Here is a 21120-nt window from a genome sequence, read left to right as displayed (position 1 = left end):
AAGAACAGATCAGGAGCGTTGCACCGCCCCTGATCTTAGGCCCGAGGGCCGCGTAAGGTAACCACCATTGATATTGTGACACAACCCAATTGTAAATTAAACCTAACATTCAAATGTATAAAATATTTACTGAACATGCGTTCAGGCGGCACAACCATGCCCTGCTTAAATTTATCCGTATTATGAAGTTAACCTGCCTGCTGATCATGCTAACTATATTTCAGGTCAGTGCAAGCACCTATGCGCAAAAAATAAACCTCGACGTTAAAAAGGCGCCGCTGGAAGATGTATTATTTACGCTTCAGCAACAAAGCGGGTACGATTTTTTGTACAGTGCGCAACTGATAAACATGGCAGCGCCGGTATCTGTATCACTAAAGAACGTACCTGTTTTAAAGGCACTCGAACGGATCTTTTCCGAACAGCCTATTACTTACGTGATCAATAAAAAAACAATTACCATAAAGTATAAACCGGTAACCGCGCCTGTTGCCATACCTGTAAAGGGTAAGGTAGTTGATAGCGGTGGCTTGCCTTTGCCCGGTGTAAATATTCTTTTAAAAGGAACTACTACCGGTACCACATCAGGTATTGATGGCAGCTTTACACTGGAGGTGCCCGATGGTGCGGGTACCCTGGTATTCAGCTTTGTAGGTTATGCCCGGCAAGAAATAGCTGTTAATGGCCAAACCATAATTAATGTTACCATGCTCGAAGATGATCAGGCTTTGAGCGAAGTAGTTGTAACCGGTTACAGCACGCAAAGTAAACACACCCTAACCAGTGCCATTGTAAGCGTTAAAGGGGAGGAGCTTACCAAAAGGGTAGCTACTGATGCTACTACCTTATTACAGGGACAATTACCGGGGCTTTCGGTGGTACAAAACTCGGGCGAGCCGGGTAACGAGAATGTACAATTGCGTATAAGAGGTATTGGTACTTTCAGTAGCGCGGGTAATAATCCGCTGGTAATTGTGGATGGTTTGCCGGGCAGTTTGGCGGTGATCAATCCTAACGATATTGAATCGGCAACGGTATTAAAAGATGCCGCCGCTGCTGCCATATATGGTTCGCGCGGTGCTAATGGTGTATTGGTTATTAAAACCAAAAAAGGAAAAGCCGGTGGTTTTTCACTTACCTATAATTATAACGTAGGCTTTGCAACAGCTACAAGGCTGCCAAAGCTAATTAACAATTCGGCAACCTACATGGAGCTGCTTAACGAGGCCATGGTAAATTCGGGCAATGCCAAAATATACGAACAATCTGAAATAGACCTTTACAGAAACGCTACAGACCGTGTTAAATATCCTAATCACGACTGGTTAAAGGATATGTTTAAAACAACGGTTGTTCAAAACCATTACCTTAACCTTAGCGGCGGTAGCGAAAAAACTACCTACAGTCTCGGCTTGGGTTACACTAACCAGCCGGGTAGTATGGTGGGGTTCGATTATAAGAAGTACACAATTGATCTGGGCTTAAGCTCGCAGGTGCATAAACGTGTTACCCTGGGTACCAACCTGCAAATACGTTACGGCGACAGGTATTTTCCATACGTAAACAGTACCGACCTTTATATTTCAACATTGGCACAATCGCCTTTATACCCGGCCCGTACTGCCGATGGTTTATGGATCAACAAGGCTTATGACAGGGAACTGGGTAATAAAAACCCGGTGCTAACGTCAACTATACGCACCCATAATCCTAACTATTACGGGCAAGGCAATATCTCGTTAGATGTAGATATTGTTGACGGTTTAAAGTGGGAAAACAGGGCCGGTATAAATTTTCAGTTAGATAAATACAAAACCTTCAGGCCTACAATTCCTATCTATTTTTATAATAACCTGGAGTTTTCGCGTAATGCCGATGTGGGCGATCCGGGTATGTACGCCAGTCAGAACGATATGTCGCACTCAACTATTTACAGCCAGTTGAATTTTCATAAAAAATTGGGCAGGCATGATCTTACTGTTTTAGGCGGTGCGCAGCAGGAGGTTGATAATGTAAGCGACATCAGGGCTTATCGCAAAGGTTACCCAACTAATGAGCTTACCGAGTTAGATGCCGGTTCAAAAGACGGACAAACTAATGGCGGTACATCCGGCCAATGGATCCTCAGATCGTACTACGGTAGCGCTAATTACAATTTTGACGATAAATACCTGCTGGGTGCCAGCTTAAGGTACGATGGTACTTCACGTTTGCCAAGTAATAGCCGCTGGGGACTTTACCAGTCGGTTTCGGCAGGATGGCGTATATCAAAAGAGAACTTTCTGAAAGATGTAACCTGGATAGATGATTTGAAATTACGTGGTTCATGGGGCCGTTTGGGTAACCAAAATATAGGTACTTATCCTTATCAGCAAACACTATCACAAAATAACTACGCTTTTGCAAATGGTATAGGCACCGGTTTTATACCCGGCACACTGGTTGATCCACAATTAACCTGGGAAACTACCCGCATGACTGATCTGGGATTAGACTTATCGGCCTTAAAAAACAGGTTGATCTTTTCGTTCGACTGGTTTAATAAATACACTTATGATATTTTAAGACAATCGCAGGTGCCTATCGCTCTTGGTGTGGCTGCCCCGGTAGTAAATAATGGCGCTGTACGCAACAAGGGTTTTGAGTTTAGCCTGCGCTGGCAGGATAGCCCTGCTAAGAAGTTCAGCTATTATGCTGTCGCTAATTTGCAGATATACCGCAATAAGCTGGAATCATTCGGCGCGCCCGAAATTGGCGGACCCGATGGCCAAACCATTATGCAGAACGGTTACCCTATTAATTCTTTCTACCTGCAAACTATGGAAGGCATATTTCAATCGCAGGCTGAAATTGATGCCGCGCCGGATCAGTCGTCACTGGGTGGTGTGCCAACTCCCGGCGATATCAGGTATAAAGATGTTAATGGTGATGGTAAGGTTGACGCTAACGACCGCAGCATAAAAGAAGGGCAGTACCCTAAGTTTGAATACTCATACACCATGGGTGCTAACTGGGGTAATTTTGATGCCAGCATGCAGTTGTACGGCTCGTACGGTAACAAACTTTATTTGTACAAATGGGGTGTTGATCCGTTTGCGCAGGGTGCCATGCCAACTACCGAATGGTTAAACCGCTGGACACCGGAAAATCCGTCGACAACGCTGCCTAAAATATATATGGGCTTTTACGGCTATCCCAAGGTTACCAGCGTACAGTCAACCTTTCACTTATATAACGCAAGTTTTATGCGTATTAAAAATGTTCAGCTTGGTTATACCTTCCCGCAAAGCATGATCAAAGTGGTCAACTCGTTACGGGTGTTCGCTTCGGTTGATAATTTGGCGCTGTTTACACCGCTTAAGCAAGGTACCGATCCTGAACGACTGGATATAAGTAATAAACCTGATGCCTGGTATGGCTTTGCCAATTATCCGCAAAACCGCACATTCACTTTCGGCGCATCTGTTAAGTTCTAATTTTAATTGATATTCAACATGAAAACAAGCATAAAGATATTTTTAGCGGCGCTGGTTGGTTTAACATCCTGCAAGAAATTGGATGTTACGCCTCCTGATAAATTATCAACAGGTATTTTCTGGAACAAAGCATCAGATGCCGACCTCGCGCTCACCGGTATTTACACTACCCTGTATGCCGAAAACGGCCAGATTACTGCCTATGCCCCCATGTGGTGGGAAAACTTCAGCGATAATTCGTACACGCAAAATAACCAGGGCGGTGCAAAAAACGCGCTCATATCAGGGCTTACCCCAACCAGCGATGGTTTTGTGAGTGGTTTATATCAAAGCGCTTATATAAGCATTGCTGCCTCCAATAGTTTTTTAGCTAACGTAGATAAGGTTTTAACAGGCGAAAAACTCGCCCAATATAAAGCTGAAGCCTACTTTTTGAGGGCCTTCAACTATTTCTTCCTGGCACAAACTTATGGTAATGTACCTATTATTACAGCCGATCCTTTTACGGTGGATTTTAAGAATAAAGTAGCCAAATCATCGCGCGATGAAGTATTGCAACTGGTATTGGCTGATCTTGACCTTGCCATTGCTTCCTTACCTGATGCCAAATTTACAACCGGTCATGTGGTGAAAGCTACAGCACAAGGTTATAAGGTAAGAGTATTGCTGTTTCAGAAAAAGTATGCAGAAGCCGCCGCCTTAGCAAAAACGATAATAGATGGCGGCTTGTTCTCCTTGAACAGTACGTATGCCGGCAACTTTTACAAGCCCGATCAAACGACCAGTCCTGAAATTATGTTCTCTATCCAGTTTAAAGCACCTGCGGTTGCGCATCCTTTTGCCATTACCACTGTAATAATAGGTACCGGTTATAAAGATTTGCAGGGTACACAGGATATGATCAATGAGTATGAGGCTAATGATCCGCGTAAAACCATGACATTCTTCTTCCCCGGTGACACACCGGCAGAAGGCTGGCCTTTCCCGAATACGGTTGGTACACCCGGCGTTAATAACTGGACGGTAGGTTTTTATCCGGGTAAAAAATGGCTCGATCCTAAAAACGTAAACCCGCAACCGGGTATACAAGATGATCAGGATTATGTATGGCTTCGCTTTGCAGATGTTAAGCTAATGTATGCCGAAGCACAAAATGAAGCAGTTGGCCCGGATGCGAGTGTGTACAAACAGGTAAATGAAGTACGTGCAAGGCCCGATGTAAACATGCCTGCGCTACCTGCCGGTCTGTCGCAAACCGAAATGCGTGAGCGTATCAGGCACGAACGCCGTGTGGAATTTGCGTTGGAAGGACAACGTTATTTTGACCTTCGCCGGTGGGGTATAGCGGTTGAAAAATTGAACGGCTTTATACAAAACCCACTGACCCCGGCTGTAAAAACAATTTACAGATCTAATTTCGATTTCTGGCCTTTGCCACAACCCGAAATTGATCGTAACGTACCTGAGTTAAAACAAAACGATGGATATTAATTAACGCATCCTCATATAAACAAAAAGCCGCTTCTCCGGTAAAATGGAGAAGCGGTTTTTTGTTTTATTAAAAATATTAGATGTAATTAATCCTGCTTATCATTGCTTACCCAAACTTTATAAGCCGATGTTCCCCTGTTGCCCAACGTGTAAAAAGGGATAGCGGTAAAAGTTTTGGTATTGCCATTATTACTGCCAACAATGATTTGGGTGCCGCCTAATAGTTTAGCATCGTATGTTGGTTTAAATGTGGTGGCGTTGCTGAAGCTGTAGGCATTAAGGTCGGTATTATCGGTGGTTTCCAAAGCATACACCAGCGGTCCCGATGCAAGGGCTACTTTGTTTTTAAGCGTTGCCACTTCTGTGCGCGGACTTACTACCCGTGGTTGCATAGGGAGTTCGAGGGTTATTTGGTCGGTTTTTTTCCAGGCTCTGTTAACCGATGCGTAACCCTTTACAATATTTAACGGTACTTGCTTGCCATTAATGGTCAGCTTAACAGTGCCTGCCTTGGTTGAGCTATACAAACCGAAAGGGTTTTCATTGCCCTGTGCCCAGCCGGGGATACGGATATTCAGGTTAAATGCTTTTGCCTGTGTACCGCTTACCTGTAGCTGTATCTTTCCGTTGAACGGATACGCTGTAGTTTGTTTTATGCTGACATTGTTTTTACCCAATGCTACATTGGCTGTGCTGCCTATAAAAAGGTTTACGTAAATGCCGTTATTATCCTTACCATAAATAAAAGAAGGCAGCGCGCCCATCATTTTCAAAAACATCGGCGGGCAGCAAGGGCAGCTGTGCCATACCCAGCGGGGGTGCTTGTCGGTGATCAGCGGGTTTTCGTAATGATAGTGTTGGCCATCCAACGATACACCCGAGAGGATGTTGTTGTAAAGCACCCGTTCAAACTCATCCATGTATTTACCGTCGGCCTGTAGTTCGTTCATCCGCTCGCTGAAAAAGCCCGCGCCTATGGCCGCGCAGGTTTCCAGGTAGGCAGACTCGGGCAGGTAATAATCATCACCAAATTTTTCGTCGTTAGCGATAGCGCCCTGTCCGCCGGTGATGAAAAGGCGTTTGCCTATCATGTTGTTCCAGTAGTTATTAGCTGTTTCGGCATAGCGGGCATCGTGGTTATAATTAGCTATGGTTGCAATGGCGGTACCCAGCAGGGTAGCCCTTACCGCGTGACCTTCAATGGTTTTCTGCTCAAATACCGATGATTGATCCTGATCATAACTGCCATAACTTGCACGCTCGCGTCCTCCGTCGGCATCTTTGTAATTACCGCGGTGTTCTATCCAGTAGGTTACCAGTTTGTAGTAGTCATCGGCTTTTACAGGTGTTTTCAAACTTGTGGCCAGTGCAGGTTTGGTTTTAAAAAGGAGGTACATTTTAAAGAAAGCCTCTTCCGGACCTGCATGCGCAGGTACTATATTCAGTTTGGGGGCATCGCCCATTACCTTACACATATAGTTGGCCATTTTTACAGCCACCGTTAGCAAGGTGGTTTTGCCTGTAGCCTGGTAATAATGTATCCCCGCTTCGGCCAACATACCCGCGTTGTACACGTCGTGCTGCCAGCGGTCGTCGCCGCCGTTTGTTCCCCAGCGCTGGTTAGGTTTGTTGAGGGTGGTGTAGGTGTTGATATAACCATCCGGATCGGCAGCTTGTGCTGCGGCAATCCGTTTGATGTAGCCGTCAATTTTTTGTTCCAGTTGTTTATCAGGGTAGGCGATCAGCAGGTCGGCCGCTCCACGGATAGTTTCATACACCAAACCATCATACCACGGCGGGCCATCACTTGTACCTATGTTCTTTTTCCCTTCGGCCACCAGGTCGAAGTTCTTAAAGGCGTTCCGGGTACTTCCGCGTTCTGCTTTTTCTTTGATCAGGTCTTCTCTGTCGGGCTCGTATTTACCTTCCAGCTTATCCAGTACATCGTAAACGGTTTGTTTACGCCAAACATCAAGCTTGGGCGACCAAAAACTGTCGTCAATTTTTACCTGCCTTAAATTTAAAGGGGTAATGGTATGCTGTGATTGCGCGTTTGCCGTGTTTGCCAATGCAAACAGAACAGCAGGCAGCGCACTCAGTATGAGGAGGGCTTTTTTCATGGGGCGTTGTATATTATCTTTCAAAGCGTAAAATGGTGTAAGAATTGGCCGGCAGATCGTGCTGAATGAGATCGCCATTAAATATATGATCATTTGTTTTAGTGCTGATAAGGTCGGGATGTTCGGGCGTGTTTTCGGCATTAACGGCACCGCTAAGCAGGCTCACTTTTGCAGTGGGTTTCCTGTTTTTGAAACCCGCTATCTGTAAGTCGGTTTGTATTGTTTGGTTAGATGGGTTGACGATATGAATAACCAATGTCTTACCATCGGAGCTCAACGTAGCGGTCACATCAAGTCCTTTATCCACATCGGATGATATGCGTAATGGCTGATGGTTGCGCGCTGCCATTTGCTGCGAGTAAAACGGAGGCATGCCCCACACCTGCGATGGCGTATAGAATATCTGACCCTGATCCCAGCCGTTATCATTTTGCCCCAAAGCCTGTAGCGCGTTAGCCGCGCAGGAGGTAAGTACAAAATCGCCATGGCGGCGTACCGCGTTAAGGGTAGTGGCATGGCCAAGCGCACGGCCCAGGTCGTGCCTGCCGCCGTTCTCTTCAAAAATGGCACACTTCATTTTGTAATCAGGCACCCACTTTTTAAACAAGGCCTGCATGTTGGTTAATGTACTGTCAACCTTTAGGCCCGAGTTTGGCGCGTCCGCGTCGGTATGCAGGTCCCAATAATCGGCTTTGCCGTTTAGGGCTTTAAATACTCTTTCCATATTCGCCGATCCGGGGCGCCACCATGCCGAGTTGATGAACTTTATCGACGCGTCCTTAGCATGCATCGCTTTGTGCAGAATAGTAAAGCGCTCAATATAATGGTCGTATTCGGCGGCATTATCACCGTTAAATATTACCTCTTCGTTACCAATTTCAAAGTACTTCACTTTATATGGTTGCGGGTGACCATTCTGCGCCCTTTTCTTCCCCCAGGTGGTATTAATGCTGCCTTTCAGATATTCTACCATGTCGGCCGCGTCCTGCGGTGTTTCCTCAATGTTTATCGCGAAGGCAGCTTCAAAGCCCGCCGCTTCACAAAATTGCAGGAAATCTTCAATACCAAAACCATTGGTAGAGTAGGGGTACCAGTGCCCTTTGTAGGGTGGCCGTTTACTGCGTTCGCCAATCATTTTCTTGAACCGGTAACCGGGCGCGTTAACCATGGTACCGCCATACCGCACAAAGTTAAGTCCCTGTTGCTGCATTTTTACGGCGATATCAGCACGTAAGGGTAGGCCTTTAAACTGATCTTTACCGGTGGTCATCAGCGTTATCTGGTCGGCCCAAAGCTTTCCTTTTTTGGCGATATAAAACGCGAAGCGGGCTTTAGGATCGGTAGTATTAGAGGTAAGGCGGAACTGGTAAGCTTTCCATGTGCTGCTGATGTTGGCTATATTTTGCAGGGCGTAAACCTTTCTGCCATCGGCACTTTGCAATGCTACGGTAACAGGGCCTTGCAGATTTTGTGCTTTCAGATAGATACTGCCTGCAAAAGTTTGACCTTTTCTTAATGCAATTCCCCAACGGTTAAGACTGCTGTTGGCCACACCGATGATTCCGCTTCCCCCCTCATGCACAATTACCTGCGACTGGCTGCCATTAAAGGCATGCTCCGTATCTATCGAAAAACTCCCGGATTGGGTGGTGTTAAAGCCATCCCATGCACTGCTTACGGCAGGTACGGGCGCTGCCTCGAAAGATAGTTTTTCTGTTTTGCTACCCTGTGTTACCATTAACGAGCGGTATTCAACCTCAGCATCAAAAGTGCGCAGGGCAATTTTCCCGGCAGGGAAGGGCTGCTTTTCATCGGTGTAAACAAGTGCCGGTTCCTTGGCATCGTTCAAATACACACTTAACTTGTTGCCGTTAACTGCGACTTTCAGGGTAGTCCAGTCGCTGCCGTTTATATTGATCTTTTCTTCCTTAACAGGGATCCAGTTATTGAGGTGCTTGCCTAACACCAGCATTTGCCTGCGCGCGTCGATACTTACTTCATAACCATAAAAATTATCGGCACCCATGCCTGCCTTATCTACATTGAGCAACAGGCCGGCATTAAGTCCGGTTTTAATAAATTTGAGTTGTACCTGTAGGGTATAATCGCCGGTAAGCGGTTTGTTATTCACCAGTTTAAACCCAGGGCCGCCGTTTACTTTTATACCATCGTTGGTTTGTGTCCAGTTACCATCGTATACCGTCCAGTTTTTAAAAGAGGGGTTCGGCTTAGGCTCCTCAAAGCTTTCACCGAAAATGCGCTGATCATACAGTCCCCCATAAATTTCGTGGTTCACATCTTCAATACAAGAGCCGTACAGGTTGGCGGGTATATTGTTGAGCACCTGCGCGGCGTTTACCGCAATGTGCGCCCGCTGGCCAAATACAACCAAAGGTTGTATTAAAATAATGGTGTAAATAATGTTTTTTAGCAAACGGTTACGAGGTGGCATGTGTAGGTGATATTAGTTAGTTAAATTTGTTCAAAAATGGGCTATACTAAATCAATAAACTTGTACTTTGTTAGCCAATTCTGATACACATTTGATATTTTGAAACTATTTGAGGAAAAGATAATCACGGGGAACAGGTTATTCGTGGTAAAGGAAGAACGTTTTCCGTATAATGATTTTCCGCTGCACATCCATCCCGAGTATGAATTGATACTGGTGATGAAAAGCAGCGGCAAGCGTTATGTAGGCGATCACATGGCCGATTTTTTTCCGGGCGACCTCTGTTTGTTCGGCCCCAACCTGCCGCATACCTTTTACAATAAGCACCTGCCCGGCGATAGGGAAGTGCACCAGATCGTTATTCAGTTTCATGAAAATTGCCTGGGTGAGGCTTTTTTTGATAAGCCTCAGTTCAGCAATATTAAAACGCTTTTTAAGCGGTCGGGGCATGGCATGTCGTTCAGTGGTGAAGTATGCCAACAAGCCGAATATAAAATGAAAGAAATGGTAGAGGCCGATGAAGCCGATGCCACTGCGCACCTCATCAGTATATTGAACCTGCTGTCAAAATCGCCCGATTACCAGTTATTATCCAGCCAGCAAAAGGTATCAGCAAGCATCGAAAAGGATACCGAGCGGATGAACCGAATTTATCATTACTTGCTGGATAACTTTAAGAATGATGTAAGCCTGACCGAAATTGCCGATGTGGCCAACCTTTCAACCGCCGCGTTTTGCAGGTATTTTAAACAGCATACCCGTAAAACATACTCCCAATTTGTTAACGACCTGCGCATCAGCTACGCCTGCGGCTTGTTGCAGCAGAAGGATTTGAGCGTATTGCAAATTTGCTTTGAATGCGGCTTTAACAATATCTCCTATTTTAACCGCCAGTTTAAGCTGCAAACGGCATTTTCGCCTTTGCAATATCAAAAACGGTATAAAATGTATTGAGATAGTATCGGCAACTAACTTATCGGATATACTTATTCTTTTAAGTTGAATGGATATTCTTTCTGGTTGTTTTTATATTGTTTAATTTCAAATAGTTAACTATATTGCTCACGCCGAATGAGTATGAAACCGGCACCAATTATATAAATGGCCTTGTAAACCCCTGCAAGGTTGTTAGAATAGCCTATCCCGGCCTCCCCGACATGCACAGGGCCGGTAAGCGTATACATTTTTTGTACTAAGCAATTTATAGGTTTACTATGTCGAGTAAGTTTTTCTCTTTCAGCCGTAACCAGGGTGTTGTTATGGTTACCGTATTTTTCCTGGTGGCTATCGGGGCTATATATTTCTTTAAATATGTACCCAACCGTCAGCGCGAATTGGAAGAAAAGCAATTCCGCGGACTGCAAAATATTGAAAGCAATGTATCCCGAAAAATAGATAACTCGCTGGCTTTATTAAAAACGCTTAGCGATGCCTACGTGGCGGATAGCCCTAACTATCGGAGAGTAGCCGTAAAAGCTTACGCGAAAAGCTTTCCAGAACAAAACTTTACGGTAGATGTAAATGTGCTCCCTGCACCCAAAAAGCAAGACTCCACTCAAAAAAATATCGATACCTCGTCGGTTGAATTTAATAACAGGGAAGTGATACTGCGGCTGATAAAAGAGCAAACTGAAGCAAAGATGACCTACACCATGCAGCAGTTCATGGAGCCCTTGTTATCTAAAGACATGTTTAATGAGTATATTCTTTTCAATAATAATAAGGATATTATTTATCAAACATTTCCGAGCGGCATCTCAACCAACATTATCGATTCTTTAAAAAGCAGTTTCTCCAAGGGGCAAATAAAAGATGTTATTGTAAGCGGTACCACATATAAACCATTTATACAACAGCTGCATCTTAACAGCACCACTACCATTACCATAGCCGGTTTACTAACTAAGGAGAGTTATGATGCCGAAAGAAATAAACTGCCCGGCAGCGCGGTACTGCTTTTACTCACCATAGCCATTGCAGGCATATTGGCGCTACCGTGGATAAAGCTGTATCAGGTTGGTAATAAAGACAGGCTTACCTGGGCCGATGGTTTGCTGTCGTTCGGGGTATCGATGCTGCTGATGTCGATATTGTTTTTTGCGCTTTTCTCTTACAATAGCTCATGGCGGCCCGGTGTTAAGGCAACCGAAAAATCGGGGAAGGTACTGGCAGGCAAAATTAAAAAAGCGTTCGGTGCCGAAATATCCAGGGTGTATACTGTTTTAGATACAGCCGATAAACTGATCAACAAGCCGGGCATCGGCAAAATTGAATCTGACGCGGTGGGTACGCTTTATGGGGCTCAGCTTAAAAAAATAACCAAAGGCATCAGCGTTAGCCAGATCTTTCAGCTGGATAAAAAGGGGATAGAGGTGTACAACTGGTCGCCGGGCGGGCAGCCTTCACCGGCAGGGAACTTCTCAAACAGGGCATATTTTCTTAATTTGAGAGATAAAAAGCCATTTTATTTAAACGGGGATGCCCGCAGTAAGTTCTCATTGGAGCAGGTAATTTCATGGACTACCGGTACTTTTACTACGGTACTTGCCAGGGAGTCGATAAAAAACAAAGCCGTGCCTTACATCGCTATCTCTTTCGACCTTAAATGCCTCGACCGGCCAATATTACCCGCCGGGTTTATTTATTCAATTGTTGACGAGAGGGGCCAGGTTTTATATCACTCTAACGTATCGCGGCAGTTGAACGAGAATTTGTTCAATGAGTTTTCTGATCATACCCCCTTAAAGGCCGCTATTGAGGCACGCGCCGATGTGTTTTTTAAAACAGATTATGCCGGTAAAAATTACAGTGCCTTTGTTAGCCCCATCAGCGATCTGCCTTATTCTGTGGTGATACTGGAAGATAATGCCTACACCGGAATCCGCGAACTCAATAATTTCTGCTTTAGTTATTTTATGCTGTTCGGGTTCTTTTTTATTTTGGCGATAGAGTTGTTGCTGGTGTTTATTGTATCGTACAAAAAGCGTTACTACAAAAAAAGACATTTCGATATTTCGTGGATAGGCCCTAACGAGCGCTTTCATCAGCAATACAATATTTCTTCGGTTGGTAATATCTTAACCATCATATTACTGTTTGGCGCCTTTTTCTGCACTACCTTTTTGCAGTATGTTTTCATTTTGCTGCTGGCTGCCACCATGAGCTTTATCTTCATCACTTGCCTCTATATTTTAGGTTATGATGATGATGACGATCCCGGTTTGATCAGCGATAAAAGGAACGGCCTGATCGCGCTGGGGATTGCAATGCTTATCATCAACCTGTTTGCGGCTAATTTTACAAAAATTGTCCCGGTATTGGTTTTTCAAGGGATGTTGGGTATCATTTTACTGCTTTTAGGCTGGTACCATAAGGAGACGAAAAATAACAGATCAACCAATAACCGTGGCAGCTGGAATTTCAGCAGCAGTTTTTCGCTGATGACCTTTACCCGGCTTATTATTACCAGCGGCCTGCCGGTGGTTTCGTTCTATATAGCTACAACAACCTACGAGGTAAAGCTGATATCGCGTTACCGGCACACCGAGTTTTTAAAGAGCCTGCAACGGGATACCAGTATTGATCTTGACCATTTTAGCGCTGCCAGGTTTTACCTTGATTCGGTTTGGATAGTTAAGGTGGATACTGCAAGCGATACGATAAATCATGCCAATACAGCCGATGATTATTGTGCCAACGCGCTATTCAAAAAACTGATGATAGGGGCCGATGACCTGATGCCTGAAATTAAGGAGCTTGATCATGACGCGGCTGATACTTCGCTGATCTACAGCAGCCTGTTTAAGCAGGGAGTAGCAAGATCTTATTATTACTATCAAAACAAAAAACACTTCCATGTGGAGTCCGCCAACCTTTGGTATACACTGCCTAATGCTTTTGACCCCGATGATTGGTTTGTAGGGATTATTTATTGGCTTGTGTTTTTTGGAGCACTGGGTGGTTTTTGGTTTGTGCTGCACCATATTTTACGAAAGCTATTTGCCCTCAACATCACCTCCGAAGCTTATTGGGATGATATTGATACGCTGCTGCTCACTCATAACACACTTAACTCATTGGTGTTCCTTATTGGTTCGCCGGGTTCGGGCAAACTTGGGAAGGTAAAGAAGCTTATTGAAAAAGAGCTCATAAATGATAAAAACGGCAACCCTATTATTGATGCCGGCGACGATCAGCGGGATCCTACTTTTATTGTGATAGATATGATCCTGATTCCTAACGGAGAAGATAGCGAAGAAGAAAAGCAGCTATGGGAAGATATTTTGAAGAAGGCTGATAAAGATCAGTATAAATTGATCATCGTTAATCACTTTGAATACGATATTAAAAACCCGAAAACCAATACGATCAAGCTGAACCTGTTGGAAGCCCTGCTGCAAAAAAATAAGAGTAAGCTACTGGTGATCTCTACCGTGCACCCGGTTAACTTTTTGGATTCGCTTAACCAGGAGCAAAGCGACAAAGCAAAAGACCAGCGGCAGCCTGAGCACGAATTGGAAAGATGGCATGTGCTTTTAGGCCATTTCAATATTGCTATTGAACGACTTAAAAACTGCGAGATCAAATTTAGTGAAGATATGGCTGCCTGGAAACGCATATTGTTATACGAAACCCGTAACACCCACTTCCTGCAACGCTTGCGCGAACCTGTACTGGAAAAATTGAAAGAGAAGCAGGCAGAGAATTTAAAGAAAGGCGAACAGATAAAAGAACTCGACGGCGATTCATTATCGGCCAAGCTGGGAGTAACCTCGCATTATTTTTATATGTACGTATGGCAATCGCTCACTAAGGAAGAAAAGTTTTTGCTGTACGATTTGGCCGAAGACGGCCTGGTAAATCCTTACGACGACTATAACCTCACACTGCTGATAAGCAAGGGTTTGATCATTAGGGAAAATAACATTCTTAAGATTTTTAATAACGAGTTCAGGAATTTCATACTTACCGCAATAGGCCATGCCGAGGTGGTGCAAATTCAGCAGCAAATTAAGGATACCGGTAACTGGGGCAAACTAAAAGTACCATTGCTGATATTGATCGTAGCTGTTCTTATCTTCCTGTTTACCTCTCAAAAAGAAGCCTATTCCACATTGCTCAAGTACCTGGCCATTATTACCGCCGGTGTACCAATTGTATTGAATACGTTATCGCTGTTAAAACCGAAACCAAAGGATGGTGGTTCAGGGGCTTAATTGAGGGTTATAAATAGGTGCAATTAAAAGTCGTCATTGATTTTTAATTGCTTTGGGGCTTTGAAGGCTAAATGAGAATGGCTCACACGCACTCCACTGTCATGCTGAGGAACGAAGCATCTATCGTAGATAAGCATAGCGAAGAAGATTCTTCAAACGTTTAGAATGACAGGTTTTTTAACATATCATGGGTAGGAACGAAGCAATATTTACTTAGGTTGTTCTTGTGCTATAATTAATGTTAGTCTGCTCTTGGGCGCAGGGCCCCATTACTTTTGAGGGCAAAAGTAACAGACTAAGCGAAGCGATCTCATGAGCACCTATAAAAAACAAACCAATAGCGAATAAACCCTTGTCCAGCAAAAGGCTTCTTTGCCGCACAAGGCCATCCCCTGCAAATCAGTCAGAACTTAGGGCTGGAACTTTTGCCCCGCCGCTATTATCCACCCCACATGCAACAAGTTCGCTATGCCCGCCTTTGCGCTCATGGCCCCCACAGTTCTGCCCGCTTTCGCCCGAAGCTTCTTTGCTGACGAGAAAAGGAATGATATAAAAAATATAAAGCTCTATCCTTTGGATAGGTTGGGTGAGGCAAAACAAATCTTACCCTTACACAAACGCTGCCACCCCATTCTTATACCTCGAAACACGGTCGCTAAGGCCGTTGTAGCCGCCGTTTATTTTGCGGGTAATCAGTTTAAAATGATCGAGGTTGGGGCGTTCTTCTATTGATGTATGGATATTGATATTATCGGCGATGGCATTTAATGCCCGGTTATTCCAAAACCAGCCGGCGCTTAATGCCGCGTATTTTAACTGTTGCGGACTGCACACATCAATATTTTTACCGCCAAGCAAGGGTGGATTATTAACAAAGTCCTCACCAAAATCGGTACCGAGCCATTGATAGTTTCCGCGGCCGGTTATTTGTATCAGGCCGCGGCCTTTATAGCGTATGCCATCGCCCGGGTGTGTATTACCTAAATCTGTACGGCCTTCGTAAGCACGTCCGCTGGCCAGTTCTTCGGTGAAAAATAACCCGGCGCTTTCATGGCCTAATTGGGCTAAAAAGCATAGTTGCCTTATCGGCGTGTTGATATGGTATTTTGTGCAGGCGGCGGTAATGTAAGGCAAAAACTTTTGCGCGTTATTTAAAGTACTGCCGGTGGCGGCTTTTATCTTTGCCGCATCCAGCGTTACCGGTGCCGCAGAGGTAAACGGGACTACGCCGCTTCCTGAATAAAAGAAACCGGCGGCATCCTGGTACCATTTACCCAACGATGGGTTGGGGACGTTGGCTACGTCTACTTCCTGTCCGTCAAATTCAAAGCCTTTGGCCACTTTTTCAACAATGCTGCCATCATCGGGCAAACTTGCCGGTATCGATCTGCGCTTGTTGAGTACGGTTGCGGTTACAATATAATGTGCCATTTTTGTGATTGTTTAATGTATGTTGTTGTAATGCTATGCTTCTTTTTTTGGTTCGGGTTTATTGCCATTGCCGCGCAGGTTGGCTACCTTATTAAGCAGTTCGAACCAAAACGGCGCGCCCATCATTATGGCCAAAATCGTTGCCGCTAATCCGGCCACCTTGGTTGGGATGAGCCACCAGCAAAATACCCCCTGACTGTTTTTAAAAATACGGTTGTTCCAACCCAAAGGTATCGCGTCATCCAGCGCCGCCTCTGCCGAACGTAATGTCTTCACCCGGGCAGATAAAGTATCAGTGATCTGCTGCATAGTTTGGGCGGTGGTATCATTGGTAGCATGCGCGGTTTTCAGGTTTTGTACTTGTTTTATTAGCGCGGTATCCTTAGCAGCGGCATAAGCCTGGCCCGCTACATGCGCTCTCGCTGTAGGATTACTATATAAATATTGTGTAATGCTAACCGTATCGGCATTTAAAAACAGCACAACCACTACCGATGTCCAAAAGGTAAACGGACGGGCGAGCCTTGTTTTTAACGAACCGCTTACCCGCTGCATGTTGGTATCGTACCAGGTTTCTACCTTTGATTTGAACAGGTCTATTTCGCTGGCCGTTTTTGTACTTATAGCGGCATAGTTGGCTTTGGCTTCGCTGGCATAGCTTAGCAGTACACGCCTTAGTTCGGTTGGTAGTGCATCGCTGTTTTCTATTGATGTAACGATGTTAGTAAGATCGTGGGCGATACTTTTTGGGTTCTTTTCATCAAAGGTCACCTTTTCCAGCAGCGCCTCGGTAAAGTTGCGGGCATCCATGTACGAGTTTGACGAGCCTTTTGAGGATAATGCCGTGGTAGAGCAATGATCCATGATAGCCTGCCCCAGCAATTCTTTTTTTCCGCTTGAGGTTGTAATTTCTTTATCAAAAATTGTTAACAGCCATTTTTCGAGCATTTTGGCGCGATACTTTCCAACGGTAATTAAAATTTCAACCATTGAACTGCAAATAATACTCAGCAGGAAATAGATAAATATAATACCTACAACCAAATCAAGAATAGGAAAGCCACTCATAAATTATATAGTGATTTAGGGTTTACTTAGTAGCAGCCGGGAATAACCGAACCGGGGTATAGTTCGCCATGTAATTGGTGTTATAATGTTAAGTATATTCTTTTAATTTTTAATAGATTTTTTGTTAAAATATAATTGATAATCAAATGATTGAGACGGTTTATGTGCAATGGTGTGAAGTTTTGAGAAATGGCATGCCTGTGCAAGAGTATTTGCAGGAGTGATAACATTTTATCGGCACCCGCAAAATGTCGCATTTATTCAATGGCGGGCCTGGTGCAAGGGGTAGTTTTGCAGTATTAATAAATTAGTTTACACATTAAAAATCAATAACATGCACACCCAACCAGACCTTACGGCTATGGAGCCGGGAAAACAATTTATAGTTTTCGGGCACTTTTTTAACATGCTGGTAACCGGCGACGAAACCGACGGCCGCTATTTTATTTATGAGGATGTAACGCCTCCGGGTGCGGGCCCGCCGCCGCACACCCATCCGGATGAAGAGTTGTTTTACATTATTGAAGGCGACTATGAGTTTATCCTGAACGATCTGTCGAAACCATTTAAAGTAGCGCCGGGCAAACTGGTAAAGATACCTGCAAATGCCGTGCATTGCTTTAAAAATGTGGGCACAACACCGGGCCGTACCATTACCATGCTGTTACCCGGCGAACTGGAACAATATTATCGCGCGGTAGGTACACAGGTATTTGATGCCAACCAGATTCCCGACCTGTCGAAAACACCCGACTACGCCAACATGGACCTGTCGAAAGCATTCGCGCTGGCACCTGAGCATAACGTACATTTTGTAGTGCCCGAGGGCGTTTAAATAGAAAAGTGTTTGTCTTTTCTTGTTTGTTTACGGGCGATGATGCAAATCATCGCCTTTTTAATACATCAGTTGTAACATTCGCGCCTGTTTTTAGGTCTTGGTAGTAATAATGAATTACAGGGAATACGTACCAACAACCGTTTTACAACCTTATATTGATTGTTACTGGTATTGCGAAATGCAGGCATCAGCCGGCGTGGAGATACCTGTACAACGTTGTATCCCTTTGGGTACGGTTGAATTGATCGTTCAAATCAACCTGAAACCCTGTACCATTATGGATACTGATGGGGTTTATCGCGATAGTGCCGGCATTTATTTTACGGGACTTTACACTGATGCCGCCTTTTGGAAACCGTCAACCGATAATGCCATGTTCGGCATACGCCTGAAACCCGAAAGCCTTATCGAACTATTTAAACTGCCAGCTAACCTGTTGGTAAATAAGGTAATTAATGCCGAAGACCTGCTTGGTAAATCGGTAAAGCTAATGTGTGATGAAATGACAGGTATTTTCGATGTGAACCGCCTGATACAGATAGCCGAGAAATACCTGCTTGCCCTGGCCTGGAATATAGATAATCGACATAACTACGTGGTAGGGGCCTGCCGCCTTATTCGCAATACAATGGGCAGCCTTTCTGTTGAAAGCATGAGCGAGCGGTTATACATCAGCAAACGCCAGTTGGAACGTTGCTTTAAAGACCAGTTTGGTACCAGCCCTAAGACGTATCAGCGTATTATCCGCTTCAGAAATGCTTATACACGGGTAAGGCTGGCAAGAGAAAGCCGCCTGCGGTGGACGGAGATCAGTTACGCGGCGGGTTATGCAGATCAGGCACACTTCATCCGCGATTTTAAAGCCTTTACAGGCGAGCTGCCCACCACACTTGTTGAAAATACCGACGCCTTTTTTCAAACACTGGAAGTTTCGGCGGCATTATAAATCATCGTAACACTGCTAACTATTTAATTGGCAACGATTGCGTAAATAAATACCTGCTAAATCGATTGGTTTTTATCACTCTGCTTATAAATTGGCTGTATAATATTTTACGTAGGGTAATCGACGTATTTTTAATAAGCCAATCATAAACCAATTAAACTCAAATTACACAATGGAAACTCAACCATTATTAAATGGGAGCAGGCGTTTTGCAATGTTCGCTATGTTATTGTGCGCATTTTGCTCTGCCCAAATAACCTTCGCCCAAACCAATGAGCCGTTTGCACCTGCCGTATTGCCCGGCAATGGCCTTAAACATTTCGATTTTTTTTATGCAGGTGAGGCGCAAGCGCGCAATATGTACATTGTGCGTGATGGCAAAATAGCATGGGAGTATATTGATACCACCGGCAGGGGCGAAATAAGCGATGCCATACTAATGGCCAATGGCAATGTACTGTTCGCGCATCAGTACGGTATCACCTTAATTAATAAGGCTAAAAAAGTGCTTTGGCATTATGATGCTCCCAACGGATTTGAAACCCATACCGCCCAACTTATTGGAGCCGAACATGTGATATTTGTGCAGAACGGAAACCCTGCCAAGGTTATCGTGATCAACATTAAAACTGATAAGGTGGTGAAAGAATTCGCACTGCCTTTTAAAAGCGGCACCCACGGACAGATCAGGCATGCGCGCTTAACACCTGCGGGTACCCTGCTGGTAGCACACATGGATTTGGGCAAGGTTAACGAGTATGATAGTAACGGCAAAATACTTTTATCAATAGATGTGCCGAGTGTATGGTCGGCGGCGCCATTAAAGAATGGTAACATACTGGTGGCCAGCAACCAAAACTTTGTAAAAGAAATTACACGCAAGGACGAGGTAGTATGGGATATACAGTTGAAAGAAATCCCCGGCTATAAAATAACCGATCCGCAGCTGGCTGTTCGCCTCCCGAACGGGAATACCTTAATAAACAACTGGTTTAACCAATGGGATAAGAAGCTGGACGTTAACAACGTGCCTGTACAAGCTATTGAAGTTACTCCGGATAAAAAGATAGTATGGGCCTTACGTTCATGGGCTGCACCGGTAAACCTTGGCCCGGCAACTACAATTCAAATACTTAATAATACCGATAATGGTACCGAGAAAGCCTATTTTGGCGATATCAGGTAAATTGTGGTAATTTATATCAACTCTTATAAATACTAATGAGAAGAATATTGGTGCTTTTGTTGCTGATGGCGGCTTTAACCGCCTTTGCTCCTGAAAAGAAGCTGACGTGGATGGCTATTGGTGATTCGATTACCTACCACAACGGCAAACCGGAGGAAACCAAAAACAGGATAACAAAAGGATACATGGATAGGGTAGTTGAAAAATTGCCCTACATACACTTTGCCAATCATGGTCATGGTGGTTGGACGGCCCGGAGCATTGCCGATAATATTAATAACCTGGGCTTGGAAAGAGCCGATTTTTATTCGGTGTTTTTAGGAACGAACGACTGGTGGACAGGTTTGCCAATAGGCACCATGAGCGATTATGAGCAGGCCACCGGTAACCAAACCGTATATGGCGCTTACCGTACTATTATCAACAAGATTCGCAGCTTAAACAACGACGCTGTCATTATCCTCATCACCCCAATGCAGCGTACCGATTTTGTTGACGTAAATAATTCGTCGAGCATTATCTACGGTTCTTATAAGGCTAAGGATGGCCGCTTTTTATCCGACTATGCCGATGCTATTAAAGCCATAGCCAAAGCAGAAAATTTTAAACTGGTCGATTTGTATTATAAAAGCGGCATTACGCCCAAAAACGCGGTGAAGTACCGCCGCCTGCGCGACCCAAAGACAGGCGAATATAAAAATTATACTTATCCCGATTATATCAATATACCGTTTAACCCCGCTACCGATGATTACCCTTACCCGGTTGATGCCATGGATATGACTTACGATGGCCTGCACCCATCAGACAAAGGGCATGCGCTGATTGCCAAAATGCTGGTTAAAATAATGGAGAAATATTGATTTTGTTGGATTTAGTAAATCGGTTTTATGAAT

General features: G+C 44.5%; 12 protein-coding genes. 8 read left to right on the top strand and 4 right to left on the bottom strand.

All coding sequences use genetic code 11. The features are described 5' to 3' along the window. Window positions 1-113: 113 nt before the first annotated feature. Complete coding sequence (locus ABD894_RS11770) at window positions 114-3476, top strand: TonB-dependent receptor (RefSeq protein ID WP_345211230.1); 3363 nt, start codon at window positions 114-116, stop codon at window positions 3474-3476. 18 nt (window positions 3477-3494) lie between these two features. Further along, window positions 3495-4967 (top strand): RagB/SusD family nutrient uptake outer membrane protein, encoded by a 1473-nt coding sequence (locus ABD894_RS11765; protein WP_345211229.1) that lies wholly within the window; start codon window positions 3495-3497, stop codon window positions 4965-4967. A gap of 86 nt (window positions 4968-5053) precedes the next feature. Here the strand turns inward: ABD894_RS11765 and ABD894_RS11760 are convergent, their stop codons facing one another. Together ABD894_RS11760 and ABD894_RS11755 are read right to left on the bottom strand one after the other, a co-directional pair. After that, window positions 5054-7087 carry a glycoside hydrolase family 127 protein gene (locus ABD894_RS11760; protein ID WP_345211228.1) on the bottom strand — a complete coding sequence of 678 codons (2034 nt, stop codon included), beginning with the start codon at window positions 7085-7087 and terminating at the stop codon, window positions 5054-5056. A 13-nt stretch (window positions 7088-7100) separates the two neighbouring features. Next, window positions 7101-9539 carry a 3-keto-alpha-glucoside-1,2-lyase-like domain-containing protein gene (locus ABD894_RS11755; protein ID WP_345211227.1) on the bottom strand — a complete coding sequence of 813 codons (2439 nt, stop codon included), beginning with the start codon at window positions 9537-9539 and terminating at the stop codon, window positions 7101-7103. 99 nt (window positions 9540-9638) lie between these two features. Here ABD894_RS11755 and ABD894_RS11750 point away from each other — a divergent pair, with 99 nt between their 5' ends. Together ABD894_RS11750 and ABD894_RS11745 are read left to right on the top strand one after the other, a co-directional pair. Then, the gene (locus ABD894_RS11750) at window positions 9639-10493 is read left to right on the top strand and encodes an AraC family transcriptional regulator (RefSeq protein ID WP_345211226.1); all 855 of its coding nucleotides are present in this window, start codon (window positions 9639-9641) and stop codon (window positions 10491-10493) included. Between the two features lie 260 nt (window positions 10494-10753). Further along, entirely contained in the window at window positions 10754-14755 is a 4002-nt protein-coding gene (locus tag ABD894_RS11745) for a cache domain-containing protein (protein WP_345211225.1), read from the top strand. Window positions 14756-15364: 609 nt separating this feature from the next. Here the strand turns inward: ABD894_RS11745 and ABD894_RS11740 are convergent. Both ABD894_RS11740 and ABD894_RS11735 read right to left on the bottom strand, forming a co-directional pair. After that, window positions 15365-16186, bottom strand: coding sequence for a glycoside hydrolase family 19 protein (locus ABD894_RS11740; protein ID WP_345211224.1), 822 nt, complete (start codon window positions 16184-16186; stop codon window positions 15365-15367). A 33-nt stretch (window positions 16187-16219) separates the two neighbouring features. After that, window positions 16220-17254, bottom strand: a complete 1035-nt coding sequence (locus ABD894_RS11735; RefSeq protein WP_345211223.1) for a hypothetical protein — start codon at window positions 17252-17254, stop codon at window positions 16220-16222. A 334-nt stretch (window positions 17255-17588) separates the two neighbouring features. Here ABD894_RS11735 and ABD894_RS11730 point away from each other — a divergent pair, with 334 nt between their 5' ends. The 4 genes from ABD894_RS11730 to ABD894_RS11715 all read left to right on the top strand — a co-directional run bounded on the left by ABD894_RS11730 (window position 17589) and on the right by ABD894_RS11715 (window position 21087). After that, on the top strand, window positions 17589-18089 hold the full coding sequence (locus tag ABD894_RS11730) for a cupin domain-containing protein (protein WP_345211222.1): 501 nt from the start codon (window positions 17589-17591) through the stop codon (window positions 18087-18089). A 112-nt stretch (window positions 18090-18201) separates the two neighbouring features. Further along, window positions 18202-19038, top strand: coding sequence for a helix-turn-helix domain-containing protein (locus tag ABD894_RS11725; RefSeq protein WP_345211221.1), 837 nt, complete (start codon window positions 18202-18204; stop codon window positions 19036-19038). A gap of 172 nt (window positions 19039-19210) precedes the next feature. Then, complete coding sequence (locus tag ABD894_RS11720; RefSeq protein WP_345211220.1) at window positions 19211-20224, top strand: YncE family protein; 1014 nt, start codon at window positions 19211-19213, stop codon at window positions 20222-20224. A 35-nt stretch (window positions 20225-20259) separates the two neighbouring features. Then, on the top strand, window positions 20260-21087 hold the full coding sequence (locus ABD894_RS11715) for an SGNH/GDSL hydrolase family protein (protein WP_345211219.1): 828 nt from the start codon (window positions 20260-20262) through the stop codon (window positions 21085-21087). The last annotated feature ends 33 nt before the right edge of the window (window positions 21088-21120 follow it).

This window comes from Mucilaginibacter gynuensis, from assembly GCF_039541195.1.
Classification (GTDB): Bacteria; Bacteroidota; Bacteroidia; order Sphingobacteriales; family Sphingobacteriaceae; genus Mucilaginibacter; species Mucilaginibacter gynuensis.
This window is presented reverse-complemented; position numbering and strand designations above follow the sequence as displayed.